At 71.5% G+C, this 24,934-nt stretch carries 22 protein-coding genes, 1 tRNA gene and 1 riboswitch; of the genes, 11 read left to right on the forward strand and 12 right to left on the reverse strand.

Annotated elements, in window-relative coordinates:
* Nucleotides 1-50 precede the first annotated feature (50 nt).
* The 3 genes from SCWH03_RS00555 to SCWH03_RS00565 all read right to left on the reverse strand — a co-directional run bounded on the left by SCWH03_RS00555 (nucleotide 51) and on the right by SCWH03_RS00565 (nucleotide 1,550).
* A complete protein-coding gene (locus SCWH03_RS00555) occupies nucleotides 51-371 on the reverse strand; it encodes a DMT family transporter (protein ID WP_173260487.1) in 321 nt (106 codons plus the stop codon).
* A gap of 33 nt (nucleotides 372-404) precedes the next feature.
* A riboswitch (guanidine-III (ykkC-III) riboswitch) is annotated at nucleotides 405-469 on the reverse strand.
* A 357-nt stretch (nucleotides 470-826) separates the two neighbouring features.
* Nucleotides 827-1,129, reverse strand: coding sequence for a GroES family chaperonin (locus tag SCWH03_RS00560; RefSeq protein WP_212765466.1), 303 nt, complete (start codon nucleotides 1,127-1,129; stop codon nucleotides 827-829).
* Nucleotides 1,130-1,229: 100 nt separating this feature from the next.
* A complete protein-coding gene (locus SCWH03_RS00565; protein WP_173260489.1) occupies nucleotides 1,230-1,550 on the reverse strand; it encodes a DUF3618 domain-containing protein in 321 nt (106 codons plus the stop codon).
* 128 nt (nucleotides 1,551-1,678) lie between these two features.
* Between SCWH03_RS00565 and bcp the strand changes: the two genes are divergently transcribed.
* The 4 genes from bcp to SCWH03_RS00585 all read left to right on the forward strand — a co-directional run bounded on the left by bcp (nucleotide 1,679) and on the right by SCWH03_RS00585 (nucleotide 5,332).
* Nucleotides 1,679-2,146: a thioredoxin-dependent thiol peroxidase gene (bcp, locus tag SCWH03_RS00570; RefSeq protein WP_173260491.1), complete on the forward strand. Its 468-nt coding sequence runs from the start codon at nucleotides 1,679-1,681 to the stop codon at nucleotides 2,144-2,146.
* 130 nt (nucleotides 2,147-2,276) lie between these two features.
* On the forward strand, nucleotides 2,277-3,929 hold the full coding sequence (locus SCWH03_RS00575) for a DUF445 domain-containing protein (protein ID WP_308788852.1): 1,653 nt from the start codon (nucleotides 2,277-2,279) through the stop codon (nucleotides 3,927-3,929).
* Nucleotides 3,930-4,562: 633 nt separating this feature from the next.
* A complete protein-coding gene (locus SCWH03_RS00580; protein WP_173260493.1) occupies nucleotides 4,563-5,006 on the forward strand; it encodes an SRPBCC family protein in 444 nt (147 codons plus the stop codon).
* Between the two features lie 59 nt (nucleotides 5,007-5,065).
* Nucleotides 5,066-5,332, forward strand: coding sequence for a DUF1876 domain-containing protein (locus SCWH03_RS00585; protein ID WP_017948042.1), 267 nt, complete (start codon nucleotides 5,066-5,068; stop codon nucleotides 5,330-5,332).
* A gap of 85 nt (nucleotides 5,333-5,417) precedes the next feature.
* Here SCWH03_RS00585 and SCWH03_RS00590 read toward each other — a convergent pair whose 3' ends face one another.
* Entirely contained in the window at nucleotides 5,418-5,774 is a 357-nt protein-coding gene (locus tag SCWH03_RS00590) for a hypothetical protein (protein ID WP_254076473.1), read from the reverse strand.
* 534 nt (nucleotides 5,775-6,308) lie between these two features.
* Nucleotides 6,309-7,313 carry a tetratricopeptide repeat protein gene (locus tag SCWH03_RS00595; protein WP_173260495.1) on the reverse strand — a complete coding sequence of 335 codons (1,005 nt, stop codon included), beginning with the start codon at nucleotides 7,311-7,313 and terminating at the stop codon, nucleotides 6,309-6,311.
* Nucleotides 7,314-7,600: 287 nt separating this feature from the next.
* On the opposite strand from SCWH03_RS00595, the gene SCWH03_RS29565 reads away from it, so the two are divergent.
* Nucleotides 7,601-7,990: a fumarylacetoacetate hydrolase family protein gene (locus SCWH03_RS29565; RefSeq protein ID WP_173260497.1), complete on the forward strand. Its 390-nt coding sequence runs from the start codon at nucleotides 7,601-7,603 to the stop codon at nucleotides 7,988-7,990.
* Between the two features lie 209 nt (nucleotides 7,991-8,199).
* On the opposite strand, the gene SCWH03_RS00605 is transcribed toward SCWH03_RS29565, so the two are convergent.
* Entirely contained in the window at nucleotides 8,200-9,330 is a 1,131-nt protein-coding gene (locus SCWH03_RS00605; RefSeq protein ID WP_173260499.1) for a Gfo/Idh/MocA family oxidoreductase, read from the reverse strand.
* An 88-nt stretch (nucleotides 9,331-9,418) separates the two neighbouring features.
* On the opposite strand from SCWH03_RS00605, the gene SCWH03_RS00610 reads away from it, so the two are divergent.
* Nucleotides 9,419-10,663 carry an ROK family transcriptional regulator gene (locus SCWH03_RS00610; RefSeq protein ID WP_254076515.1) on the forward strand — a complete coding sequence of 415 codons (1,245 nt, stop codon included), beginning with the start codon at nucleotides 9,419-9,421 and terminating at the stop codon, nucleotides 10,661-10,663.
* Nucleotides 10,664-11,065: 402 nt separating this feature from the next.
* The gene (locus tag SCWH03_RS00615; RefSeq protein WP_254076474.1) at nucleotides 11,066-11,884 is read left to right on the forward strand and encodes a hypothetical protein; all 819 of its coding nucleotides are present in this window, start codon (nucleotides 11,066-11,068) and stop codon (nucleotides 11,882-11,884) included.
* Between the two features lie 135 nt (nucleotides 11,885-12,019).
* Here the strand turns inward: SCWH03_RS00615 and SCWH03_RS00620 are convergent, their stop codons facing one another.
* Both SCWH03_RS00620 and SCWH03_RS00625 read right to left on the reverse strand, forming a co-directional pair.
* The gene (locus tag SCWH03_RS00620; RefSeq protein ID WP_173260501.1) at nucleotides 12,020-13,183 is read right to left on the reverse strand and encodes a serine/threonine-protein kinase; all 1,164 of its coding nucleotides are present in this window, start codon (nucleotides 13,181-13,183) and stop codon (nucleotides 12,020-12,022) included.
* Between the two features lie 52 nt (nucleotides 13,184-13,235).
* Nucleotides 13,236-15,092, reverse strand: a complete 1,857-nt coding sequence (locus SCWH03_RS00625) for a hypothetical protein (protein ID WP_173260503.1) — start codon at nucleotides 15,090-15,092, stop codon at nucleotides 13,236-13,238.
* Nucleotides 15,093-15,181: 89 nt separating this feature from the next.
* Here SCWH03_RS00625 and SCWH03_RS00630 point away from each other — a divergent pair, with 89 nt between their 5' ends.
* Nucleotides 15,182-15,961, forward strand: coding sequence for an SAVMC3_10250 family protein (locus SCWH03_RS00630; protein WP_173260505.1), 780 nt, complete (start codon nucleotides 15,182-15,184; stop codon nucleotides 15,959-15,961).
* A gap of 217 nt (nucleotides 15,962-16,178) precedes the next feature.
* Here the strand turns inward: SCWH03_RS00630 and SCWH03_RS00635 are convergent, their stop codons facing one another.
* Nucleotides 16,179-16,958, reverse strand: coding sequence for an HAD-IIA family hydrolase (locus tag SCWH03_RS00635; protein WP_173260507.1), 780 nt, complete (start codon nucleotides 16,956-16,958; stop codon nucleotides 16,179-16,181).
* A 316-nt stretch (nucleotides 16,959-17,274) separates the two neighbouring features.
* Here SCWH03_RS00635 and SCWH03_RS00640 point away from each other — a divergent pair, with 316 nt between their 5' ends.
* The 3 genes from SCWH03_RS00640 to SCWH03_RS00650 all read left to right on the forward strand — a co-directional run bounded on the left by SCWH03_RS00640 (nucleotide 17,275) and on the right by SCWH03_RS00650 (nucleotide 19,825).
* Nucleotides 17,275-18,003: a hypothetical protein gene (locus SCWH03_RS00640; protein ID WP_254076475.1), complete on the forward strand. Its 729-nt coding sequence runs from the start codon at nucleotides 17,275-17,277 to the stop codon at nucleotides 18,001-18,003.
* Nucleotides 18,004-18,008: 5 nt separating this feature from the next.
* A complete protein-coding gene (locus SCWH03_RS00645; RefSeq protein ID WP_173260511.1) occupies nucleotides 18,009-18,680 on the forward strand; it encodes a class F sortase in 672 nt (223 codons plus the stop codon).
* Between the two features lie 143 nt (nucleotides 18,681-18,823).
* On the forward strand, nucleotides 18,824-19,825 hold the full coding sequence (locus SCWH03_RS00650; protein ID WP_173260514.1) for a glycoside hydrolase family 6 protein: 1,002 nt from the start codon (nucleotides 18,824-18,826) through the stop codon (nucleotides 19,823-19,825).
* A 342-nt stretch (nucleotides 19,826-20,167) separates the two neighbouring features.
* Here the strand turns inward: SCWH03_RS00650 and glxA are convergent, their stop codons facing one another.
* The 3 genes from glxA to SCWH03_RS00665 all read right to left on the reverse strand — a co-directional run bounded on the left by glxA (nucleotide 20,168) and on the right by SCWH03_RS00665 (nucleotide 24,677).
* The gene (glxA, locus tag SCWH03_RS00655; RefSeq protein ID WP_173260516.1) at nucleotides 20,168-22,120 is read right to left on the reverse strand and encodes a radical copper oxidase GlxA; all 1,953 of its coding nucleotides are present in this window, start codon (nucleotides 22,118-22,120) and stop codon (nucleotides 20,168-20,170) included.
* The gene (locus SCWH03_RS00660) at nucleotides 22,117-24,060 is read right to left on the reverse strand and encodes a glycosyltransferase family 2 protein (RefSeq protein WP_173260518.1); all 1,944 of its coding nucleotides are present in this window, start codon (nucleotides 24,058-24,060) and stop codon (nucleotides 22,117-22,119) included. Before SCWH03_RS00660 ends, glxA begins: the two co-directional genes overlap by 4 nt.
* A gap of 543 nt (nucleotides 24,061-24,603) precedes the next feature.
* A tRNA-Lys gene (locus SCWH03_RS00665) sits at nucleotides 24,604-24,677 on the reverse strand.
* Between the last annotated feature and the right edge of the window lie 257 nt (nucleotides 24,678-24,934).

Consider the following 24,934-nt stretch of genomic DNA (forward strand, 5'->3'; position numbering starts at 1 on the left):
CTCCTCCACGACCGGCCGGACCGGCGGTGAGCCGGGCGGGGAGCGCGGCGTCAGTGGCCCGAGGTCGCCTTCAGGCCCACCACGGCGACCAGGAGCAGCACCACGAAGAAGATCCGGGCGGCGGTTGCTGGCTCGCCCAGGACGGCCATGCCCACGATCGCGGCTCCGGCCGCCCCGATGCCGACCCAGACGCCGTAGGCGGTGCCGATGGGCAGTGCCTTGGCGGCCTGGGACAGCAGCAGCATGCTGGCGACGATCCCGGCGACGGTGAACACGCTCGGCCAGAGCCGGGTGAACCCTTCCGTGAACTTCATGCCGATCGCCCAGCCGACCTCGAGCAGGCCGGCGAGTAGGAGCAGGACCCATGCCATGGCAGGCACCTCCGGGACGCGGACTTCGGGCGGGGTGCGTCGTCTTTTCCTGCCCGGTACGGCGCGTCTCGTCGGGTCGGTCTCCACGGTAGCAAAGGGTGTGAGAACGGCCTGGGGACCGGTGTCGCCAGGCCGTCTCCCCGCCGTGAGACCGTTGCTGGTGCCTGGTGCCTGGTGCCTGGTGCCTGGTGCCTGGTGCCTGGTGCCTGGTGCCCGCTGCCCGCTGACCCGGGGTCGGCGCGGCCCGTGGCGACGCCGTCCAGTCCCGCGCCGCTCAGTCCGGTTCATCCGGTATACGCGCCTGTGTGGTATGCGCGGTGTGTGCGGTTCGTGCGGTCCGGTTCCCGCGGTCGCTTCCGCGGCCGGGACCGGACCCGGGCCTCAGCGTCCGGAATGCGGCCGCCCCGCGTGCCGGGGGCGGCAGGCGGGGCGGGTTCTCGCGGGTGCGGGGGCCGCTACAGATAGAGCCCGGTGGAGTCCTCTGCGCCCTCGAAGCGGTCCGCAGCGACGGCGTGCAGGTCGCGCTCCCGCATCAGGACGTATGCGACGCCGCGCACCTCGACCTCCGCGCGGTCCTCCGGGTCGTACAGCACCCGGTCCCCGGCCTCCACCGTACGGACGTTCTGCCCGACGGCGACCACCTCCGCCCAGGCGAGCCGCCGACCGACGGCCGCGGTCGCCGGAATCAGGATTCCGCCGCCCGACCGCCGCTCGCCCTCGGGGGCGTCCGACCGGACCAGTACCCGGTCGTGCAGCATCTTGATGGGTAGCTTGTCGTGCTTGCCGAGGCTGTTGTCGCTCACGGCATCGAACCTACCTGCCGAACGCCGGTTCGGCCGCCGCCGGGGTGGAGCGGAGTCACGCCTTCCGCTTCCTGGCTGCCAGGGTGAGCAGACCCACCACACCCACCACGGCGAGCGCCGCGGGCACCGCGCGCTCCAGCCGCGGTGTGCCGTCCGGGTGCACGAAGTGGTGCTTCACATCGGTCACCACGCGATTCGCGGCCACGAACGCACGCCCGGCGGTGTGGTCCACGGCCGAGGCGGCCTTGGCCTTCGCATCCCCGATGATCGTCTTCGGGTGCACCCGCGTCCCGAGCTCGTCGAGCGTCTCGGCGAGCTGCTCGCGCCGGCGGACGATGTCCGCCTCGATCTGCGCAGGGGTCCTGGCGTCCGACACCGCGCCGCCTCCGTCGTCGTATCCGGTAGTCCTCCTGGACAGTCTGTCAGCTCGATGCCGACCGCACCCCGCGGCACCCCCTATTACGCTCGCTCCCGTACGCACACTTTCCCCGAGGAGAACCGAGAATGAGCGAGCGACTCCAGCCCGGCGACACCGCCCCGGACTTCACCCTGCCCGACGCGGACGGCAACGAGGTCTCGCTCGCCGACCACAGGGGCCGCAAGGTCATCGTGTACTTCTACCCGGCCGCGCTCACCCCGGGCTGCACCAAGCAGGCCTGCGACTTCACCGACAACCTGGACCTGCTTGCAGGAGCCGGGTACGACGTGATCGGGGTGTCCCCGGACAAGCCCGAGAAGCTGGCGCGGTTCCGCCAGAAGGAGAATCTGAAGGTCACCCTCCTCGGCGACCCCTCGAAGGCGGTCCTGGAGGCCTATGGCGCGTTCGGCGAGAAGAAGCTCTACGGGAAGACGGTGACCGGTGTCATCCGCTCCACGGTCGTGGTGGGCGAGGACGGCAGGGTCGAGCGGGCGCTGTACAACGTGAAGGCGACCGGTCACGTCGCGAAGATCATCAAGGATCTGGGTCTCTGACGTCCGGGTCTCTGACCTGCTGTCGGCCGCGGCCCGTGGGAACTCGACGTGCGCCCTGGGAGTACCAGAGGTAGGGAGAAGGCGTACGGCCCCGGGGTAGGAGGGTCGTGTGCGTGGACGGGCGGAGCGGATGATGCGAACAGAGGGAACCGGGCGCGAGGATCCGGCGGCCGGCCGCCCCGGGCGCGCCGCGGGTGTGCCGGAGGACGACGGCCAGGCCGGTGGGGGCTTGCCGGTGGAGGTGCCGGGCTCCGTGGACTCCTCCTCCGGCGACCCGGCCGCGGACAGCGGCGCCGGTAGCCGCTTCGAGGGCGGCCCCGAGAGCGGCGCCGACGGTACTCCCGGTAAGGGCCCCGACGGCGCCGGGCACGGTTCAGTCCGTGCGGGGGGCGGCGAAGCGGAGCGTGTGGAGGCGCCGGGCCGTGCGGGGGGTGGAACGGAGCGTGCGGGAGCGCTGGGCCGAGCGGGTGGTGGCGGGCGCGACTCCGGGCCCCCTCGTACGCGCCCGGCGCCGCTCGTGTCGTTCGGGTACACCGCCGCCGACGAGGAGAAGCGCCGCGGTGTGCGCCGGATGAAGGCGACGGCCACCGGCCTCCTCGTCCTGGTGGCGGTGATCTTTGCGCTCGCCACCTGGGCCGGGAAGTCCGGTATCGAAGGCTGGCCCGGCTATGTGGCCGCGGCCGCCGAGGCCGGGATGGTGGGCGCACTGGCCGACTGGTTCGCGGTCACCGCGCTGTTCCGGCACCCCCTCGGCATCCCCATCCCGCATACCGCGATCATCCCCAGGAAGAAGGACCAGCTCGGCGCGTCGCTCGGGAGCTTCGTGGGGGACAACTTCCTCTCCCAGGACGTCGTACGGGCCCGGCTGCGCGGGCTCTCCCTCGGTGGCCGGCTCGGTGCGTGGCTCGCCGAGCCGGCGCACGCCGACCGCGTCACCGCGGAACTGTCCACCGCACTGCGCGGTGCGCTGGCCGTTCTGCGGGACTCCGACGTCCAGGCCGTCGTCGGTGAGGCCATCACCCGCCGCGCGGAGGCCGTCGAGGTCGCACCCGGCATCGGCAAGACCCTCGACAAGATCGTCGCCGACGGCGCTCACCGCCGTGCCGTCGATCTGGTCTGTGCCCGCGCCCACGACTGGCTGGTCACACACGGCGATTCCGTCATGGATGCCGTCCAGGGCGGAGCACCGGGCTGGACGCCGCGCTTCGTCGACCGCAAGGTGGGTGAGCGCGTCTACAAGGAGCTGGTCCGCTTCGTCACCGAGATGCGCGACGCCCCCCACCACCCGGCGCGCGGCGCGATCGACCGGTTCCTCGCCGACTTCGCCTCCGATCTCCAGGCCGACACCGACACCCGGGCGCGGGTGGAGCGCATGAAGTCCGACATGCTCTCCCGCCCCGAGGTGCAGGACGTCATCGCGTCGGCCTGGTCTTCCGTGCGCGCCATGATCATTTCCGCCGCGGAGGACGAGCGCAGTGAGCTGCGGCTGCGGGCCCGCGCCTCGCTGATGTCCCTCGGCGCGCGGCTGGCGACGGACGGCAGGCTCCAGCAGAAGCTGGAGGGCTGGATCGAGAACGCCGCGGTGTACGTGGTCACGACGTACCGCGAGGAGATCACTTCCCTGATCAGCGACACGGTCGCGGGCTGGGACGCCGAGCACACCTCACGGAAGATCGAGGCGCACATCGGCCGCGATCTGCAGTTCATCCGGATCAACGGCACGGTCGTCGGAGCGCTCGCCGGGCTCGTCATCTACACGGTGGTACACGCACTCGGAGGATGAGCCGCGCGGCGGACTGGGCGCCGGGGTGCTCCCGGCGCGGCGGCCGGTGACATGGGCGCCGGGCGCCGGGCGCGGCGCACGGGGAGCGGGAACCGGCGACCGGCGGCGGGGAACCCGGCGCGCGGCGCGCGGCGACCACGGCAGTGGCGGCAGCGGCGCCACAGTGGTGGCTGTGGCCCTCGTTGTGGCCGTGGCGGCGATAAAGCGCCGGGTGCGCGACCGGATCCTGTCTTCCGGTCGCGCACCCGGCCACCATGGGGGAGTTGCCGTTAAGTACGGAGAGGCCGCCGACCTCGTTCAGCGGTTCCCGGATTTTCTTTCAGCCGCCCGCCGAGCGGCGCTGGAACCGTCGTCGGCCCGGTGGGTGTGCATCGGCGGGCCGGGTGCGTCGGCGCCGGTGGCGCCCCTGCGTCAGTGGCCGGCGGGCCGTCACGGCCCGGCCCCGTCGGGCGGCTCTCGCGGGCGGGCATGCCGGAACCCCTGCGGGGGACCCCGCGGAGCACCATGGCGACCGGGGTGAGCCAGCGCCGGGGCGGGAAGCGCTGGCGCGCGGGCGGAGGGTCGCGCTGGGGCCGATGCGTTGCGCCGGGGCCTCCCGGAACGCACCCTGGAGGGAGAGGTAGGGAGACCGCCATGCCCACTCTCGAGGAACAGATCGACATCACGGCGCCCGGTGACGTGGTCTGGCACCACCTGCACCGGGTCGAGGACTATCCGCAGTTCGTCGGGGGCGTACGGGAGGCCCGTCGCGAGGGAGACTCCGGTGTCCACGTGGACGTGGAGACCGCGGCGGGGCGGGTCTTGGGGCTCGACGCCGCCACGGACGATCTCCGTCCCCACCGGACGATGACCTGGAGGACAGCCGAGACCCCGCACCTCAGCGGTTCCGTCTCGCTCCTTCCGATCGACGCGACCCACACCAGGATGCAACTGCGCATGGAGTACGACCCCGCGGAGGCGCACGACGCGTTCGGGGGCCCCAGGGGATTCGCCCAGTCGTCCGCGATCGAGAGGACCGTCCGGGCCGACCTCCACCAGTTCAAGGACCTGGTGGAACAGGCGAACCCATACAGCTGACCACGCAGTGCCCCGCGGTGGACGGGGCCCACGGAACCGTATGGCGAAGGTGACCCGTCATGACGACGCAGCACTGGAACATCGACTTGTCGTTCGAGGAGGACGGGACGCGGACGGCCTGCAAGGCCTCCCTCAGCGGCCCGAACGCCCCCGGTGTCGAGGGCAGGGGCGTGGCCAGGCGCAATCCGGACGACACTCCGGACGCGAAGATCGGCGAGGAACTGGCAGCGGCCCGCGCCTGTTCCGAGCTGGCCCACGAACTCGTGGGCCGTGCGGCGGCCGATGTCGAGAGCCACACCCATCGGCCGGCGAACATCGGGATGTGAACCGCGGCGGCCGGCCCGGCGGCCCGGCGCCAGGCGCTCAGGCCGTTCGGCCGCACGCCGTCGGCGCCGAGCACCGCACCGCCCGTCAGCCCCACAGCCTGTACGTCACCTCGGGGGGCAGGTGCTCGGGCCTGCTGCCCGGGAAGCTGAGGTGGAGCTGCCCGTAACGCTGCCGGTCGGGGGCCTTTTCCCACGCCTCCGGGCGCTCGAGCCGAACGTTCACGGGGTACGAGCGGAACGTGCCCGCCGCACAGTAGGGCTTGCAGTCGTTGACCACGTTCAGCCCCGAGGCGAAGGCGAATCTCGGCCCCCACGACGACCACCGGAGCTGGGTCAGCCCGCTGTTGCCGTCCCCGCAGGCGATCAGGAACTCACTCGGCCGTACCTGGGCCTTCATGAAGCAGTCCACGACGACGACCTCGTCATCGGGCCGGGCCGTCACGGAGGAGGATGCTGAGACGGATGCTGAGCGGGACTGTGAGGGGTACGAGGAAGGGGACGCTGACGCGGTCGCGGGCACAAGGCCCACCGCGAGCACCGTCGCGGCAAAGATCACGGCCCCGGTCCTCAGCTTGTGTCTCTGCATGTCTGCTCCCAGCCGTCTCTCCCCGAGCCACCCGTCCCCTACCGTGCCCACGCGCCCATGCCGACCCCCATGCGGCCCGGCATCCCCAGCGCGTCCGGGCGGATGTCCACTCCCTTCCCCGGCTCCTCCGGCGGTTGCCCCTGTATCGACGCTACGACCGCACCGGGGGACCCACCACTTACAGAGCCGGGCCGGGGCGTATTCCCGGCAGAGGTCTGCGCGGGACGCCTCTCGTTGATCCGGGTTGATCGGCCGCTCCTCGAGTCCGCCGACCGGTTTCCCTCGCCAACGGACCCAGCCGACTCAACGGACACCGGCCCCCGTCCCCCGGCCCCCGTTCCCCTCCGCGTGCCGTGCTCCTCCCCAGGGCGCCCGCTGCCGTCGGCGAGATCAGCCCCGTCCCACCCCGTGGCATTCCCCGTACGCCGCCCGTGACCCGCACCAGCAGAGCGCCCCCTTCGTCGGGGGCCACGGCCTCGCCTTGCCGCGGGCCGCGAGCGTCGTGGCGTATTGGGGGAGAAGGGCGGCGTCCGAGGGGGATGCGCCCTCCGAGGCGGCGAACGCCTCGTACGAGGGGACCGTGCCCGTGACGATGCCGAGGTTGCCCGTGCCGGCCGCCGACAGGTCGCGCAGGGAGGACTCGACGGCATGGAGATGGGCGCCGTGGGTCGGGTACTCGGCAGCCAGCGCCGGGTACGCGCCGAGGAGTTCGGCGAGTTCGGATGCCGGCCAGTGGAGCACCGCGACCGGGAAGGGGCGGGACAGAGCCGCCCGGTAGGTGCCCAGTTCGGAGCGGAGCCGCTCGATCTCGGCGCGGAGTTCGGCCGGGTCCGAGGAGCCGAGGGCCCACAGGCGCTTGGGGTCGTGGAGTTCGTCCAGCGGGACGGCCGCGGTGTGGAGGCGGTCCGCCAGGGTGTCCCAGTCGTCGTGCGGCAGCGCCAGCAGACGGCGCACACGGTGGCGGCCGGTGAGGAGTGACTGGGTGGCATAGGAGGTCTCCCCGCCCGGGGAGATGAGGCGGGTGGCGGCCTCGGTGAAGGTGGAGTGGGCCGCATCGAGTTCGTCGTGGGCCTCCAGCGTCTCCGCGGCGATCTGCCATGGTGCCGCGTCGTCGGGTGCCGCCGTGCGGATGCCGTCGATGAGCGCACGGGCCTCCGCCTCGTGGCCGTACTCCCACAGATTGGCCGCCTGGAGTGCCTTGACCAGGTGGGCGTTGTCCGGATTGCCGGCGAGGAGGCTGTCGTAGAGACCGCTCGCGCGGGCTCGGTCTCCCGAGAGCTCCAGGTGGGCCGCGGCCTGGAGCAGCAGTGGCTCACGGTCCTCCGGGTACTGCTCCGCTGTGCGCAGCAGACGCTCGGCTTCGGCTGTGTGGTCGGCAGACGTGTCGGGGCGCATGCTGCACACCGTACTGCTGTACGGGGCATCGCAGGTGCCCGCCCAGGTGAGGGGGAGCCGCCGCCCCGCCGGGTGGCCCGGGCCGGGAGCGGGGTGCGCGTCCCAGGGTTTTCCCCAGGGAACCCGGAGGGCACCGCGCTCGTGTATAACCGTTGATGGGCCGTATGCGCGTACATCCATAGAGCCCTATGGCCTTGGAGCCCTACGGCCTTGGAGCCGTACAGCCGTCCGCACAGCCGTCAAGCCGCCGCGCACGGGCGGGGCGTGGAAGCAAGGGAGGGGTGCGCATGGCCGGTCAGACCTGGCGCGTGCTGCGGCCGCTGGCCCTTCTGCTCTTCATCCTCGTCGAAGTCTTCGTGGCGGAGGGGATCGGCCTCTCCATCGCCGTGGCGCTCGCCGCCACCGCTGCTGCCGGCGCCGCCCTCGTCGCCTGTGCGCTGATCCTCTCGCGATCGGTGCCGCGGGTGCCGCCCACGCGCATACGTACCGCGCTGCGTGACCGCGAGCAGCGCACGGCGCTTCTGACCTTGTATCCGGGGGACGCCGTCAGCACCGGGACGCCCGCGGGGGCGGCGCTGGGGCGGCCGGACCCGAAGCCGTATCTGCGGGCCGGTGATGTGGTCGAGCTGGAGATCGAGGGACTCGGGCGCCGGCGCCAGGTGCTGAAGGGCGCGTAGGACCGCCCCACGCGCAGGGCCCCGCGTAGGGCGCCCGGCGTAGGGCGCCCGGCGCGGGCTGGGTCGCGCGTCCCCGAGGCCGGGGAGGGGACCGAAGGCGGGTGCCGAACGGAGGAGGCGCGTCCCCGTGGCCGCACCGGCTGAGCGTCAGACGTTCTTCGCGCCTCCGGCACGGCCACGGGCAGTCCCGGTGCCGTGCCGGAGTCCGGTCAAGCGCCGAGCTCCACGGTGACACCCTCGCGGGCGGAGCGGCGGGCCGCCTGAAGGACGTCGAGGGCGTCGGCGGCCTCGTACGCGCCGACCGGCGGGGCGGTGCCGTCGCGCAGTGCGGCGGCCACCTGGGCGTAGTACGCGGGGTAGTCGCCGGGCCGGGTCTCGACGGGGTGACCGCCGCCCGTCAGCGGCGACTCACCGGAGCCCATACGGCCCCACAGTTCCTGCGGCTCCTCTCCCCACGGCCGTCCAGGCTGCGGCCGCTTCCCCTCGCGCAGTGCGGCCTCCTGCGGGTCGAGGCCGTACTTCACATAGCCCGCTGCAGAGCCCAGGACCCGGAAGCGCGGGCCGAGCTGGGCGGCCGTCGCGCTCATGTACAGGTGCGAGCGGACTCCGCCGATGTGTGTCACGGCGATGAAGGTGTCGTCGTCCGCCTCGGCACCCGGGCGGCGCACATCGGACTCCGCGTACACCCGTACCGCGGGTCCGAAGAGGACGAGGGCCTGGTCGACGACATGACTGCCCAGGTCGTACAGGAGACCGCCGATCTCCTCCGGGGCACCCGACTCGCGCCAGCCGCCCTTGAGCTGGGGACGCCAGCGCTCGAAGCGGGACTCGAAGCGCTGTACCTCGCCGAGTTCTCCGTCCTCGAGCAGACGGCGGAGGGTGAGGAAGTCGTTGTCCCACCGCCGGTTCTGGAAGACGGAGAGCAACAGTCCGCGCTTCTCCGCGAGACCGGCGAGCGACCGGGCCTCGGCGGCGGTCCCGGCGATCGGCTTGTCGACGACGACGGGCAGTCCGGCCTCCAGTGCGGCGGTGGCGACCTGGACGTGGGTCCTGTTCGGCGACGCGACGATGACGAGATCGAGTTCGTCCGCGCGCTCCCACAGTTCGTCGGCCGTGGCCGCGAAGCGTACGTCGGGGAACTCGCCCCGCGCCCGCTCCCGGCGCTCCTGGCTGGAGGTCACGATCGTGTCGAGGACGAGGCCCTCGGTGGCCGCGACGAGCGGGGCGTGGAAGACGGAACCCGCGAGGCCGTAGCCGACGAGTGCGACGCGGTAAGGGGGCCCGGTCGGGGCGGGAGCCCCGGATGCGGTGCCGGTGCCGGTGCCGGTGCTTCCAGTCATACGCGCACTTAAGCAACACTGTTGCCAAAGCGTCAAGCGCGCGCACAATGGTCGGGTGAAGTGGAGCAACGCTGGTGCCAACCTTCCCGTGCTGCGCAGCCACAACACGGCCCTGGTGCTGGATCTGCTGAGGATGGCCGGCGATGACGGGATCAGCAGGCTGGAGCTGGCCGAGCGCACCGGACTGACGCCCCAGGCCGTCAGCAAGATCACCGGGAGGCTGCGGGAGGACGGGATGGCGACCGAGGCCGGCCGCCGCGCGTCCACCGGCGGCAAGCCCCGCACGGTCCTGCGACTTGTCCCCCGCGCCGCGCACGCCGTGGGTCTCCAGCTTGACCGCGACGAGCTGACGGCCGTCCTGGTCGACCTCGTCGGCACGGTCGTCGCGTCCCGCACCCGGGGGCTGGACCTGGCCGGCGCGGTACCGGAGGTCATCTCCGCCGCGGCGGGCGAGGTGCGGGCGCTGCTGGCGGGGGGACCGGCGCGGGTGCTCGGCGCCGGAGTCGGCATGCCCGGGCCGCTGGACCACCGGAGCGGGATCCCGGGCCGGGTGACAGGGGCGCCCCACTGGGCGGGCGTCCCGCTGCGCGACGCGCTGGCGGAGCGGCTCGGCATGCCGGTCGTCCTGGACAAGGACACCAACGCGGCGGCGCTGGGGCTCGCGCTGCGGGGGCTGCCCAGGACGGGACCCGGCGCGGCGGAAGCGGCCGGGCGCGCCGGCGGCGGCGGTGCCGGTCCCGGACGGCGCGGCGGCGGCCCCGCGGCCGTGCCCGCCCCACTCCCCGCCGCGCCCGCTTCTGCGCCCGCCCCCGCGGCAGCCGCCGTATCCGCCCCCGGCCTCGTCCCCGCGGCAGCCGCCGTGTCCGCCCCCGGGGCGTTCGCGTACCTCCACCTCGGCACCGGCCTGGGAGCCGGGCTGGTGATCGGCGGGATGGTGCACCGGGGGCCGCGCACCGGCGCGGGGGAGTTCGGGCATCAGGTCGTGCAACTCGACGGCCCCGTCTGCCCTTGCGGCAACCGCGGCTGCATCGAGGCGCTCTGCCTCGCGGCCGTCGCCCGCGGTGACCTCGGGGAAGCCGCCAGGGTGCTCGGTACCGGCGCGGCCAATCTGGTCCGGCTGCTCGACGTCGAGCAGGTGCTGCTCGGCGGGCGCACGGTCCTCGCCGCCGCCGACACGTTCGTCCGGGGCGTCGGCGCGGTGGTCGGCGACGACGCCGTGCGCGTCGCGCTGGCGCAGGGCGGTGCGTACCCCGTCGCCGAGGGGGCGGCGCAGCTCGTCCTCGCCCCGCTGTTCGGCCGCATGGAGGCGATGGGCTCCGCCAGTCGGGCCTAATGGTGTGATTTTCAGGTCGCAGGGTGGCGTCGGTGCACGACCGGCGGGCCCCCGCGTGGCAGCGTCGCTGCCGACGCCGCCCACACCCGCGATCTGCTGAGGTTCCCCATGCGTCTGCGCACCACCCTCGCCGCCGGAGCCGTCACGGCCGCCCTCGCCCCCGTCGCCCTGGCGGGACCGGCCCCCGCCCGGACCGCGGAGAACCCGGGGCCCCTGCCGCCGACGCCGGCTTCAGCCCCCGAACGGCCCGTACTACCCCACCCGGACGCTTCCCGGCCGGCGCCGCCGTCAGCCGGCGGTCCGCCCGCCGCGCCGCGGTCCGCCCCACCCATCCGGCAGCCTCCGCGCCTGTCCGCCCCGCCCGATGCGCCCGCCCCCGCCGCGCCCCACCGCCTCGCGCCGGTGCCCGCGGCCCCGGCCGTTGCTCCCACCGCCCCGTCACCCCCCGCGTCGCAGCCCTCCCCGCCGGGCGCCGCATCGCCCGCCGCCCCCGGCGCGGCACCCGGCGGGCAGCAGCCGGTCTGCGGCGATCCCGGCGCGGCCGAGTTCCCGATCGTCACCCGCATCGTCCAGGGCCCCGGAGAGTACCGGGCCGGCGGCGACGCCCGTGAGTTCTCCGTCGAACTGTCGAACACCACGGCGCAGCCCTGTCTGGACATCCACCCCGTGGTCGTGCTCGCCGGGCAGGCCAGGGCGCTCCAGCCGGACATGGTGCGGCTGGAGTTCTTCGACGGAGCCGCGCGGACCTGGCGGCACGTCACCATCGAGAAGACGGACCAGGGGGAGGCCGTCGGGGCGTTCGGTGCGGGCTCGGGCGGGTTCGCCGGCCTGTCGCTGCCCGCAGGCGGCACCTTCTCCGTGCGGGTCAGGCTGGCCTTCCCCGACCGCGCCACGGCCCCCGACACCGTCGTCGCCAACGCCGCGGTCGTCCAGCGCCGCGGCGCGGACGGGGACTGGGTGGGGGAGTCCGACGACTACCGCTTCGACGTACTCGCCCCCGAACCCACCGGCCGGCCCTCGGCGCCCGTCGGCGAGCCGGAGGCGAGCGGGCCCCCGGTCCCCGGTGAGAGGACGGGCGAGGACGGCACCGCCTGGCGGAACCCGCACGAACTCGCCGCGACCGGCGCCCGCCCCTGGCACTCGGTGGGCCTCGCCACCGCAGGCGGTGTGCTCCTCGCCGGAGCGGTGGTGCTGCTCCTGATGAGGCGCCGGGTCAGATAGCCGGCGGGGTGTGCGAACGCGCGTACTGCTCTGCATCGAGGTCGGGCCGTCCCCCGGGGCCGCGTTACGAGAGGGCGTGATCGGCCGGGAGCGAGGGGCCGGAACCGGGAACGACCCCAGGTCGCGGCGGTCCGGCTACCCGGCTCCCGACCTGGCGATCCACCGGGCCACACCTTCGAAAGCGTTGAGCGCCCGCGCATCATACGGTCCGAACAGGTCCTGGCAGTCGCGGCCCAGGCGGTTGTACAGGGCCGCGGCCCCGCGGGTGTCGCCCGACCGGCCGGTGAGCTCGGCATGAACTATCCGTGCGTCGATCACCGCGTGGTCATACGGCCCGAACCGGCCCTCCAGTTCGAAGATCTGGCGATCCAGTTCCCTGATGCGCTCCGAGTGGTCGGCACTGCCGTCCACGCCGCCGGAGACGTGTGCCCGCCGGGTGGCCGTGTCCTCAGCACCGAGGGAGTGCTGGATGTCGCTCAACATCGCGGACACCGCCTCGGCGCTTCGCGGGCGGTCTCCCGGGTCCTTGGCCAGCAGAATCCGTACGAGTCGGTCGAGTTGACCCGGCACGCCCGGACGATGGGCGCTGGGCGGCGCCGGCGCGTTGTCCTGGTGCATCCTCCCCACCGTCATGGGGTCGTCCTGCGGGTTGCCGAACGGCGGGCGGCCCGTCAGCATCTCGTAGAGAACGCAGCCCACGGAGTACAGATCGCTGCGCACACTGCCCGGGCTTCCGCCCCATCTCTCCGGTGCCTTGTACAGCGCGGTGCCCGCACCCGTGTGGGACTGGGCGACATCCGCGAAGGACGCGAGCCCGAAGTCCACTATCTTCACCTCGCCCTCGTTCGTGATCATGATGTTGTCGGGCTTGATGTCGTGGTGGAGCACCTCGCGTGAGTGGGCGGCATCCAGGCCCTCGCAGATCTCCCTCGCCCATCGCACGGTGCGTTCGAGCGTCAGGGTGGGCCCCTCCCGCAAGTGGCCGGCGAGGGATCTGCCCCGGATGTACTCCATGACGATGTAGAGCTCGCCCTCGTGTTCACCCGTGTCGTAGATCTGCGCCACGTGGGCGTGACTGACCCGCGCCATGGCAACGCCCTCCTGCCCGAACCTCTTCACCGTCCAGTCGGTGAAGTCCGTGGCGGCCCCCTGCCGGCGGAGGCGTCGTCGCGCGAGGAACTTCAGGGCCACGGTGCGGCCGAGCTTTGTGTCCTCAGCCGGCCAGACGTCCCCCATGGCGCCGCTTACCGGGCGGTCCTTCACCTTGAAGCGGCCGCCGATCAGCTTGGAGGTGTCCACTTGGCCTCTCCGCTCCCAGGCCGGATCCCGGGGGTTCCCCCCGCAGCGGCGATCAGCTCTGTCTACGGTTGTCTCCCCATCGGGTGAGGAGATCCATCTCCTCCATCGCATCGTGCCATTCGTCAAGGAGGTCCTTCCACTGGTGGAGTGCCCGGTCCATCGTCGCGACGGCCTCGTGCCGCAACCGGTCTCCCTCGTCACGTACGCGCCTCCTCCGGAACGGAACGCTCCAGAACTCCCACCCCGCCCAGGTGAACAGGCCGGCGGTGAGCAGAGCGAAGATCCACCGTGCCGCGCCGTCGCTGAACGGCACCACCAGCGCCAGGGTGCAGGCACCGGTCGCCAGGGACGCGATGACGCGGGGCCACCTGCGCACCACAGCGTCCGACCGGTCCTGGGTCTGTCGCTCGATGTAGGTGCCGAGTTCATCGGTGAGCCGACCGGGCTGCGCCATCAGCCGGGGGTCACTCGGGACGTCGCGGTGCCAGCCGGCGACGCTCAAGGTGATGCTGTGCGGAAGGCGACATCTGGAGTTGGTGACAAGACGCTGTGCGGTCTCCTCCAGGTCCGGCCAGATGGCCTGCAGGGCCATGCGGCGGGCCGACGGGCCCAGCCGCACCTCCTCGGGCTCGAAGACGGCCTGGTCGAGAAGCGTCATGAGCGAGACCGGGGCGGCCTCGGAGGCCGCTGACGATTCGTGAGCCCGGTCGGCCGCCGCAAGGTCTCCGCCGTGCTCGATGATGCGCTCGAGGCGTCGCATCCTCTCGTGCATATCCGCTTCATCCGGATCCAGTTGTTCGATGAGGCGCTCGAGGGCGCTCTGCACGTGGCCCCCGCTGCCGACCTGTGTGTCGGCTCCGTCCGCCCCATCGCCGTCGCCGGGGAACACGTACTCGAGGTGGGCCAGGGTTCTGTTGGGCACGGTCGAGAGCTCCCAGCAGTCCCGGAGGGCTCCCCACTGGTCTCCGCATGTGGCACGGAGTGCTGCGTACCGATTGTCGGCAAGGCGGCTGCGGAGGTTCAGCAGCCGGGACTCCAGACGCGTGCCACCGCCCAGGCGCGGTTCGTTCGGATCGGCTGAGAGGGACGAGGCCCCTCGGTTCCAACGAGCCACGACCTGCCGGGTGTAGCCGAGCGCCTTCTCGCCCAGTTCCTTGCCGGCGATCGCGTCGAGGACGACCAGGAAGTCCTGTCCGAGTGCGTAGGGGTTGAGCGACTGGAGGTACAGGTCCATCCACGCGGCGGCCTCGGTGTCGTCTCCGAGGCGGGAACAGGTCAGGGAGAAGAAGAGATTGGCCTTTGCGGCGTCCAGGGCGCAGGCGTGCGACCGGGCCCGTTCACCCTGCTCCTCCTCGCCGCGGAATCTGGCCGCCACGGCCATGGTCGCAGGAGCGAGCCAGTACGTCGGTTCGAGGAGCAGCCGCTCTTCGGAGCACGCTCGAACGGTGGCGGTGTTGACCACGTTTCTGTAGATGGCCTGTCTGGTGAGGACGTGCACCAGGCCGCGGGCCAGGGCGCGGGTCTGCTTGCGCTGAGCGAAGTGTGCATGCCACTCGGTGGTCAGGCGGGACAGTTCCGCCTGGGCTTTGGAGACCTCCCGGTCGCGTTCGTACTGCTCGACGAAAAGGTCAAGGACCCGGCGTGTGGTGGCGACCGCGCTCTCCAGCCCTGCGATCTCCTGTCGCACACAGCCGACCTCGCCTCTGAGCCCCACAACGTCCGCTTCCACGCCGTGGAGCCCTTCCCTGAAGCTGTCCAGCTTCTCCTCGTGGCGCCCCTGCCCCTCCTCCACGCCTCCGATCCGCTCGCCGAGTCGCTGAAGTGTCGAGTCCAGGTCCGGTCCGTCGTCCATGACATCCCCCGAGGTCATCACCGCCTGTGGTGCGCGCCCGCTCATTGTCGGTTCCACTTGGACGACTGTCGGGCAACTGGCTTCATTTGATCAGGAATTGATAGTTTTCGGCCATTTTCGGTGAGGGTGGCAGTATGACGTGTCACTTGACCAGGTCGACTGAACGGGAGCGATCCGTGCGCGAGATCGTCTATCTGTCGGAGAGCAAACTGCGGCAATTCGTACCCGAGCCACGGCGCGTCCCGCGTGCCGGTGCTCTCCGCGTGACCACGCCGCTGGGCGGCATCGACATGGACGCGCCGGCGGTGAACGCGGAGCAGGGGCAGCTACGCCACCTTCGCCAGGTGTCCAGGCATATCGAGCTGATGGCGGACTGGTATGCGCAACCCGACTTGCGTCCTGGCCAATGGGTGCAGTTCGAAGCACCACTTCGTTGTGTGACACTCGGTGGCGCTCACCAGGACCTCGTCCTGTTCGTGGACCGTGCAGGCAGCGGAGCGGACTCCGCGGCCTACGGCGACTGCCGTCTGCTCATGCACGGATCGGTTCGACATCTCAGGGGCAGCGCGCCGAAGGTGGTGGACGGTCCCGCGCTGGAAGCGGAGAGCTCGGACTCCAGCCTGGGAACGGCGTTCGTCACCAGGGTGGGGCATGTCGTGGAGGAGCTCACGCGGCACCGCGACCCGCTGCCGCTGGAGCCGGCTCCGTCGCGGGAGGTGGTGCGCCTGCACCGCGGGGGCGTGAAGGAACTGATAGATGCCCTGGACGACGAGGACGACAGCATCAACGTATCCGCGATGATGACGGGGTACGCCCGCGTCACAGGGCTCCTGCGCGGTGACGGTACGACCTCTCGGTGCGTAGTGGCGAGCCCTCTCGTCGTGGAGTACGCGGCAGCCGGAATGGGCGCCTGTGCGGTCAAGTAGGCCGTGTGCGGACGCGGTCGCCGACGGCAGGGACTCTGCCCCGGGCCGGGTCTGTTGATCTGCAGGGGCGTGGGCGGTCGCTGCGGCTGATGGCCGGCGGCCCAGCCGGCGGGGCCGGGCCGGGGGCGCCGCCGGGGCGGGCGCCGACCGATCCTCCGGTGCGCTTCGGTCCGCGCGCCGGCAGGGTGCCGCCTTCGTCGCCCCCGGCTCGCCGCGGTCAGATGTGGTCGATCACGTCGGCGATCGAGTCCACGATCTTCGAGGGGCCGTAGGGGAATCTGTCCACCTCGTGCGGCTGGGTGACTCCCGTCATGACGAGGAACGTCCGCATGCCCGCCTCCAGGCCGGCCAGCACGTCCGTGTCCATCCGGTCACCGATCATGGCCGATGTCTCGGAGTGGGCCCCGATGGCGTTCAGTCCGGCACGCATCATCAGTGGGTTCGGCTTGCCGACGAAGTACGGCTTCTTGCCGGTGGCCGCGGTGATCAGCGCCGCGACGGCGCCCGTGGCGGGGAGCGCACCCTCGGCGGAGGGGCCCGTCTCGTCGGGATTCGTCGCGATGAACCGGGCGCCGTCGTTGATCAGCCGTACGGCCTTCGTCATGGCCTCGAAGGAGTATGTCCGAGTCTCGCCCAGGATGACGAAGTCGGGATCGGTGTCGGTGAGGACGTACCCGATCTCGTGCAGAGCGGTCGTCAGGCCCGCCTCGCCGATCACGTAAGCGGTGCCGTTCGGCCGCTGGTCGTCGAGGAACTGTGCGGTGGCAAGCGCCGAGGTCCAGATGTTCCCGGCCGGCACGTCGAGGCCCATCCGGGCCAGCCGCGCATGCAGGTCGCGCGGGGTGTAGATCGAGTTGTTCGTCAGTACCAGGAAGGGCTTCCCGGACTCCTTCAGCCGCTTCAGGAACTCCTCGGCGCCGGGGATCGGGATGCCCTCGTGGATCAGCACTCCGTCCATGTCGGTGAGCCATGATTCGATCGGCTTGCGCTCTCCCATGGGGTGTTTCTCCTGCCGGACGCAGTTGTACGAGGCGGCTTGCGCTCGGCCTAGACACTACCTTCGGCGCGTGTTCGATTCCGGTGCGGGGGAACATGTCCGCTATGCGGTGAAATCTGCGGTGAACTATGCGGTGAGCCCTGTCCGCGCATCCGATGCGGGCGGTCCTTTCGGCGCGGGTCTCCCCGCGGCGTGTGCGGCCACTGCGCGGTCCCGGTGCTTCCGGCGGACTGACCCGTACGGGTGTGCCGGAGATGCGGAACTGGGCGGAACGCGTGAATGTCGTTACACCAGGAGGTTCACCATGCGTTCAGTCATGATTGCTCTCCGTGTCGCAGGGACGGTTACCGGCTTCCTGATCCTGGCCCCCGTCCCCGGGACCGCGTTCGCGGAGGAGAACTCCCAGCCGACGGACAGGGTTCGGGCTTTCGGCGCGGAATCCGGGAGCGAGCTGAGCCACGGCGGTCAGAGCGCCGCCGTGGACCGGCTCCAGATCGTCACGCTCACGCCGCTCTCGCGCTCCGAGCCCGAGGGAAGGCAGGGCGAGGAGGAGGATGCCGAGCGGGGGCGTGAAGGGCGCGACGGGAAGAAGGACGACGGGTCCCAGGACGGCAACAGGGACCGCGACGGCCGGGACCGAGGGGACGGCTCCGGCGACGACCACGAGGGGCGGGGCGACGACGGTCATGGTGACGACACCGGAAACGGGCGCGGCGACGACGGTGACGACGGTGACCACGACGGCCGCGGCGACGACGGTGACCACGACGGTGGCCATGACGAGGACGGCCCTGACCGAGAGGACGGGGAGGACCGAGAGGACGGGGAGGACCCCGATCCTGCGGTGAGCCCCGTGGCGCCCGTCAGCGCCGGGGGCGGCGGCGCTGCCGACCGGCTGGCCTCGCAGGGGGCCGGGACCGCCGACACCCAGGGGCCCGGCACCCCGCACACCGTGATCGGGCTGCTGCTGGCCGGAGCGGCGGCTGTTGCCGTCGCCTTCCGCAGTGCCCGTCGCCGCCGGGCCGGCTCCCCGGACCGGGACTGACCGCCGTGTCCACCGATGAGGAGAAGTCCTCCGGCAGCGGTCGGCTGCTTACGGGAGTGGCCTGGGCGATTCTGCTGACGGGCCTGTGGCTCTGGGGCCGTGGGGCGGCCGACGGCGCCGGGGGTGCCTCGGCCCCCACGACGGGCGACGTGGCCGCGGTGGGCCGGCCACTCGGGGTACCGCTGCCGCCGGCCCGTGAGCCGCTGGCACCGGTGGGGCCCAGCAGGGTGGAAATCCCCTCGATCGGTGTCTCGGCCCCGGTCGTCGCCCGTGGCCTGGACGCGGCGGGGGCGGTTGAACCGCCGCCGTTCGCGACGCCGGACACCGTCGGCTGGTTCGGTACCGGCACCCGTCCCGGCGCCGCGGGCGCGGCGCTGCTCGTCGGCCATGTCGACACCAGTACCGAGCCCGCGGTCTTCTACGGTCTGAGCGCGGCCCGGCCCGGCGAGACGGTCAGGGTGACCCGAACCGACGGCACGGTCGCCGTCTTCACGATCGAGGATGTCCGGGTCGTCGGCCGGGACCGGTTCGACGCCCGGAAGGTGTACGGGGTGCACCGGCCGGGCCGGGCCGAGCTGCGACTCATCACCTGCGGCGGTACCTACGACGGGAAGACCGGCTCGTACACGGCGAACGTCGTGGTGTCCGCCTACCTCACGGACGCGCGAGGCGTCTGAGGGCCTGAGGGCCTCAGGCGGAAGCCTCGTTGCCTCGTGGCGCGCGGACGCCGTGTGTCAGGATGGGGCGGCCGGGCCCGGTCCGGCAGCGCGGGCACCCGGGGGGCGGCCCGGCACGTACACGGTGCACCAAGGGGGAGTGGATGTACGGCAGTCGAGTCGGGCGCGCCCGAGGGACGGCGGCCGCGGTGGGGGCCGTGCTGCTGGTCGCGGGGTGTTCCTCCGCGGACGGCGAAGGGGACAGGCCCGCGTCCCGGCAGCCCGAGGCGACGGCCCCGTACTGGGTCAACCCCGAGGGCAACGCGGCGAAGCAGGTGGCCTCGTACCTCGACGGCGGTGAGAGCGCCGAAGCTGATTTGATCAAGAAGATCGCGGCCCAGCCGGTGGGCGAGTGGATCGGCACCGAGGACCCCGAGGGCGAGGCGAAGCGCTACACGGAGGCGGCGGCCGAGGCCGGCCGGGCCGCACTGCTGGTGCTCTACAACATCCCGCACCGGGACTGCGGGCAGTTCTCCAAGGGCGGCGCGTCCGACGGCGACGCCTACCGCGCCTGGGTCGACAAGGTGGCCGCGGGCATCGGCGACCGCCGGGCCACGGTCGTGCTGGAACCCGACGCCGTGCTGCACCTGGTCGACGGCTGCACCCCGCAGGAGTACCACCAGGAGCGGTACGACCTGCTGAAGGGCGCCATCGAGCGGCTGAAGCGGCTACCGGCCGCCACGGTCTATCTGGACGCGGGCAATGCGGGGTGGGCGGACCCCGACTCCCTGCCCGGCCCGCTGCGCAGGGCAGGCATCGAGGCGGCCGACGGCTTCGCGGTCAACGTGTCCAACTTCCAGACAACCGAGGCCAGCAAGGAGTTCGGCCACGCGCTCTCGACCAAGGTCGGTGGGAAGCCCTATGTGATCGACACCAGCCGCAACGGCAACGGGCCGTACACCGACGGCGATCCCCAGGAGAACTGGTGCAACCCGCCCGGTCGTGCCCTGGGTGAGCAGCCCACGACGAAGACCGGCGACCCCCTCGTCGACGCCTATCTGTGGGTGAAGCGGCCGGGGGAGTCCGACGGTGACTGCAAGGGCGGTCCCCAGGCGGGCGACTGGTACCCGGAGTACGCGCTCGAACTGGCCCGCAACACCGCGTAGCGCTTCCCCGCGCCGACGCCCCCGAACGGCGCCTCCTCGCTCCCGGACGCCTCGTTCGGGACGCCTCGTTCGGGACGCCCGGCTCCGGAGACCTGGTCCGCGACATCCGGCCCGGAATGCCGGGCCCGGAACGCCAGGTTCGGGAGGCCAGGCCGGGAACGCCAGGTTCGGGAGGCCAGGACCGGAACGCCAGGTTCGGCCTCGTTCGGGGCGCCCGCCCCGCAGCGCCCGGCCCGCACCACCGGGCAGCCGCGTCCGCCACGCAGGGGGCTCCCGGCTCGGGCCCCCCGTCTGCCGTCCGGTCGTCCGTCTGCCGTCCGTCCGGTCCGCGCCGTGTCCGGTCTAGGGGATCTCGACCCAGACCGCCTCAGACGGAGTGCCCTGGTCGTCCGTCACGAACAGCATGTACCAGCCCGACGGGACCAGGGACCGGTTCTTCGGCACGGTGACCTCGAAACCGTCCGCCGTCTTCGTCATCTCCAGCGCGATGGAGCGCTGGTCGACATCGGTCACATGCGTCACGGCGCTGGGCCGCATCAGCTTCGCCGACGCCAGCTTCGCCGCGTCCGGGCTCCTGAACGTCGCCGAACCGCCGCGCTCGATCTTCTCGGGGCCGGCGCCGATCTCCGGTCGCGCGTCCCGGTAGAGGTAGGGCGGGGTGTAGATCTCGATCCGCTGCTCGAAGACCCCGGGCTTGGTGTTGGCGGCGTCGCCGAAGAGCGAGTCCGAGCCGAAGATCATCACACGGCCGTCGGGCAGCAGCACGGACCCCGAGTGGTAGTTGCGGCCGACCCGGGGGTCGGCGACCCTGGTGTACTCCCCCGTCTTCGGGTCGTAGGTGCGCGCCTCCAGGACGTTGGAAGCGCTGCGGCCCCGGTAGTCCTCCGAGCCGCCGGTGACCAGCACGCTGTCGTCGGGCAGCAGCGAGGCGCTCGGGTAGCGCGTGCCCTTGTCGAGTGAGGCGCCGTCCTCGAAGCGCGGATTCGGGTCCTTCAGGTCGACCAGCCGGGACTTCTCACTGGACTTCTCGGACTCGCCGACCCCGCCGCCGCCGATGACCATGAACCGCTGGTCCTGCGCGGGCGGCAGCATCACGGTCGCCGAGGTCTCCATCAGGTCCGGGTCGCTCAGCCCGGGGACCTTGGTGAACGTGTTGGTGTCCAGGTCCCAGACGCCGGGGTCGCGGCCCACGTCCGCCGGTCCGTAGCCGGCGTTGGAGCCGGAGTAGAAGAGCTTCCCGTTGTCCATCAGGAAGATCGCGGGATAGGTCGGGAAGCGCCGCTCGAAGCCGGTGTACTCCCACTTCTTGGTCTCGGGGTCGTAGATCTCGTCCTTCCCGGGGACGATCTGGCCGATCTCGTCCAGCCCGGACAGCGACAGCACCCTGCCGTCCTCGAGCGTGGTGAGGGTGGGGTACCAGCGGGCCTCGTTCATGGGGTCGACGGTGATGTACTTCTCCGCGACCGGGTCGAACTCGAAGGCCTCCTTGATGCCCTGGAAGTCCTTCTTGTCGAGGGCGAGTTTCTGTGCGATGCCGTAGACGTTCCGGTTGTCCGTGCCCTCGAGGCCGTGCACCCGGTAGTTGTCCTCGGTGCCGGTCTCGTACCGCTTGCCGGACTTCTCGGCCTCGACGTAGATCCGGCCGAGGCCGGCCTCGGTCCGCAGAAAGCGGCCCGTCTCCTTGTCGAAGATCTTCTTCGCCTTCTCGACGAGGACCGGGTCCTTGGAGACGAAGGTCTTGCCGTTCTCCTTGCCGGTGAACCTGGTGCCCGCGGGCAGGGTGATCGGCTTGTCGGGGTCCTCGTTGTGGACGATCATCAGGCCGCCGGCCTTGGTGACGTCGCCCTCGAGCGTCTCGTACCGCTTGGTGCCGCCCGCGACCAGCAGCTTGCCGTCGGGCAGCTGGGTGTGCCCGGCGCAGAACATGTCCTTGGGCGTGTCTATATGTGTGAACTCGTTCGTCTTCGGATCCCACAGCACCGACTCGAACTTCTTGGCGTCGAAGTTCTTCTGGTTGTTGCCGGAGCCCGCGATCAGCAGCACCTTGCCGGTGTGCAGCAGGGCCGCGTGGATCGTGTTGATCTTGTACTCGGCGGGGACGTCGAGGAGGTCCCAGCGGCCGTTGGCCGCCTTGTACTCGGGCCGGTCGATCTTGTACTCGTGGTACTGCTCCGAGCCGTACCGGTACATCGCGGGTCCGTTGAACCCGGCGATCGCCGCCACGACCGCCGCGCCGATCAGGATCCGCCGGGCCCGGTTCCTGCGGTGGTTCGGCCGGACGGGAAGTGCGCTCATTTCTTACGTCCCCCAAGGGCGATCTGCATGGTCTGGTCGGCAGGGGCCCACGGGTGCGACTGCTGCTCGTGAGCGGCCGGCGGCGTGGCCTCCAAGGCCCCGCCGTCCGTCCCCGGCTTCGCACGGCGCCGGCCCCGCCGCTTCTTCTGCTCCTCGCGGATGCCGTACCGCCAGGCGAAGATGGGTGCCGCAGTGATCAGCAGGGCCAGACCGGCCCAGGTGATCATCGCCGGGTGGTCGTGTCCGAACCAGAACGAGGAGGCGAGCGAGCCGCCGAAGATCAGGATGAAGAAGAGGTGGATGCGGAACGTGCCGAAGAGGGTGTCCGGGCTGGAGGAGTCGCCCTTGGGCGTCACCACGAACTTGCTCTTGCGGCGCAGTGCGGCGTCCATCAGGGAGCGTGCGTAGATCGGTGCGGAGAGCGCGGACATCACCATGCCGGCCAGGCCGCCGGAGCCTTCCGGCTCGTGGGGGGAGACGTTGTGGCGGCGGTTCCAGATGTAGAGGCCGATCTGCAGGGCGGAGGCGTTGCCGTACAGCATCATCCAGACGGCCGGGTCGATCTGCACGCCCGAGGCCCCCATGCCCAGGAACAGCGCGCAGCTGAGCGCCGCCAGAATCCAGTTGAGGGCCGACATCGGGTAGAAGATGATCATCATGGTGTAGTTGAAGAGCTTGCCGGCCGGCAGGCTGCCGAAGCCCTTCCAGTACTGCTTGAGGATCGTCTCGTAGGTGCCGCGGGACCAGCGCAGCTGCTGGGTGAAGAAGTCGGTCCAGGCCGACGGGCCCTCGCCGACGGCCAGGACGTCCGGGGTGTACACGGACCGCCACTTGTTGCCGGTGGCCGGGTTCTTGGCCCGGTGCATCTCGAAGCCGGTGGCCATGTCCTCGGTGATCGAGTCGTACAGGCCGCCGATCTGCTTGATGGCACTGATCCGCACGGCGTTGGAGGTGCCGACGAACATGGGGGCGCCGTAGCGGTTGCCGGCGCGCTGGATCAGGGCGTGGAAGAGGAACTGCTGGGACTCGGCCGCCTTGGTGACGAAGGTGTCGTAGTTGCCGTAGACCTGGGGGCCGATCACAAACCCGACGTCCGGGTCGCGGAAGTAACCGAGCATCCGCTCCAGGTAGTTCGGCAGCGGTACGTGGTCGGTGTCGACGGAGGCGAAGAAGTCGTAGTCGCCGCCGTGCGCCTCGAGCCAGGCGTTGTAGTTGCCGTGCTTGGTCTTGGCCCGGTGGGCGCCCTTCTCCTGGTTCCACTTGGCTATGCCCTTGCGGGAGAAGTGGTGGACGCCGAGCCGGGCGCAGACCTCCTTGACGGCCGGGTCGTCGCCCTCGTCGAGCAACCACACGTGCATCACTCCGCGGTGGCGGATCCGCACGGCCGCCTCCAGCGTCTTCGTCACCATCTCCAGGGGCTCCTTGCCCGGCACGAAGGAGGTGAGGAAGGCCACGCGGGTACCCGACTCCGGAACGACGGGTATCGGGTCACGCGCGACGAGGGTCGCGTGCGCGTTCGACAGGACGTTCATCGTGCGGAAGAGCTCGATCAGGCCGATCGACACCAGCATGACGACGTCGAGCCAGAGCAGCAGCTCGTTGTCGAGGTTGGGGTCCCGCTCGGTCCAGTGCTGCGGCTGCATCAGCCAGACGAACAGGCCCAGCGAGACCAGCGGTGCGGCACCGAGGAGCAGGGCGGCCCGGACGCGGTGCTGCTCCTGCGACAGCAGCGAGCGGTACTGCACCCGGTACGGCTTCGACGGGTCCGGCTGGGTCAGGGGGCCGGCCAGCCGGCTGTAGTGCTCGTAGTCGTACCTCGGCAGCGCCTTCTTGGGGCGCGACCGGTGGCCCCCGGTCCTGAGCTGCGGGGGAACCCGAAGCTGCGTGGTCCGGGAAGGATCGTCGTCCTGCGGCCGTGCGCCGGTCGGCGTCGACGTCATACGTTTCATTCCCCCCGCACGCCTGCTGGCTGCGTGATCGTTCGGTCGGGTCCGGACCGCGGCTCCCCGTGGCCGGCCGGACGCATCAGTGGGTGACCACCGTATCCGTAGACATAAGGCGATGGTCTTCCGGTTGCATGATGCCCGTCTCCGCGTTCGTCGACGAACGGGACCCCCGGTACGGGCCGGCCGCGGCCGGAGGATCTCCGCGAATCACCCCAAGCCGCAACTGCTTGAGCCCGCTGCCCCTCAGGGCCGCGGACTCAGAGCACAGAGTCCCCGAGCGGGGGGTGTGATCGCAAGGGCGGCCGCGGCCCCTCCCGTGCCGCCGCCGCTCCGGATGTCCCGGTCGGATGGGTGCCTGGGGGGCGGATGTCCCGGTCGGGCGCGTCCCGCCCGCCGTGCCGTCGTGCGCCGACCGCCTCGGGCTCCGCGGGCCCGGCGCTGCGCGGGGGCCGTACGGGGGCTGCGCGGGGGTTCGCGCCCATGCGAAAAGGCGCCCTTGGAAACCAAGGGCGCCCAGGTCAGCGAACTGACCGCGAGTGCGCCGCCAGGGACTCGAACCCCGGACCCGCTGATTAAGAGTCAGCTGCTCTAACCAACTGAGCTAGCGGCGCCTGCTGACCCGGAGAACTTTACCGGACCCTCGGTGATGCTCCTGACCATTTCCTCGCGCGTTCCGGCCTGTCGGATGGTCGTTTTTTCTCTTTGTTCAGTCAAAATGCGATTTGTCATGGCGAAAGAGAGCGGTGGATCTGCTGAAGGGGCGAGGGATGACCGTTCCGGTGTTCGACGAGTACCAGCCGGCCGGAGACCCCGGCTGCCCCGGCTGCGCCCGGCGGAGGGAACGGGTCCGTGCCGTGCCGGTACGCGC

Source organism: Streptomyces pacificus, from assembly GCF_011766325.1.
Taxonomy (GTDB): domain Bacteria; phylum Actinomycetota; class Actinomycetes; order Streptomycetales; family Streptomycetaceae; genus Streptomyces; species Streptomyces pacificus.

Bases quoted from the DNA above. Each gene is read 5' to 3' on its own strand.
- SCWH03_RS00555 (WP_173260487.1), bottom strand. From the start codon at position 371: ATGGCATGGGTCCTGCTCCTACTCGCCGGCCTGCTCGAGGTCGGCTGG.
- SCWH03_RS00560 (WP_212765466.1), bottom strand. From the start codon at position 1,129: ATGCTGCACGACCGGGTACTGGTCCGGTCGGACGCCCCCGAGGGCGAG.
- bcp (WP_173260491.1), top strand. From the start codon at position 1,679: ATGAGCGAGCGACTCCAGCCCGGCGACACCGCCCCGGACTTCACCCTG.
- SCWH03_RS00575 (WP_308788852.1), top strand. From the start codon at position 2,277: ATGATGCGAACAGAGGGAACCGGGCGCGAGGATCCGGCGGCCGGCCGC.
- SCWH03_RS00580 (WP_173260493.1), top strand. From the start codon at position 4,563: ATGCCCACTCTCGAGGAACAGATCGACATCACGGCGCCCGGTGACGTG.
- SCWH03_RS00585 (WP_017948042.1), top strand. From the start codon at position 5,066: ATGACGACGCAGCACTGGAACATCGACTTGTCGTTCGAGGAGGACGGG.
- SCWH03_RS00595 (WP_173260495.1), bottom strand. From the start codon at position 7,313: ATGCGCCCCGACACGTCTGCCGACCACACAGCCGAAGCCGAGCGTCTG.
- SCWH03_RS29565 (WP_173260497.1), top strand. From the start codon at position 7,601: ATGGCCGGTCAGACCTGGCGCGTGCTGCGGCCGCTGGCCCTTCTGCTC.
- SCWH03_RS00605 (WP_173260499.1), bottom strand. From the start codon at position 9,330: ATGACTGGAAGCACCGGCACCGGCACCGGCACCGCATCCGGGGCTCCC.
- SCWH03_RS00635 (WP_173260507.1), bottom strand. From the start codon at position 16,958: ATGGGAGAGCGCAAGCCGATCGAATCATGGCTCACCGACATGGACGGA.
- SCWH03_RS00640 (WP_254076475.1), top strand. From the start codon at position 17,275: ATGATTGCTCTCCGTGTCGCAGGGACGGTTACCGGCTTCCTGATCCTG.
- SCWH03_RS00650 (WP_173260514.1), top strand. From the start codon at position 18,824: ATGTACGGCAGTCGAGTCGGGCGCGCCCGAGGGACGGCGGCCGCGGTG.
- glxA (WP_173260516.1), bottom strand. From the start codon at position 22,120: ATGAGCGCACTTCCCGTCCGGCCGAACCACCGCAGGAACCGGGCCCGG.
- SCWH03_RS00660 (WP_173260518.1), bottom strand. From the start codon at position 24,060: ATGACGTCGACGCCGACCGGCGCACGGCCGCAGGACGACGATCCTTCC.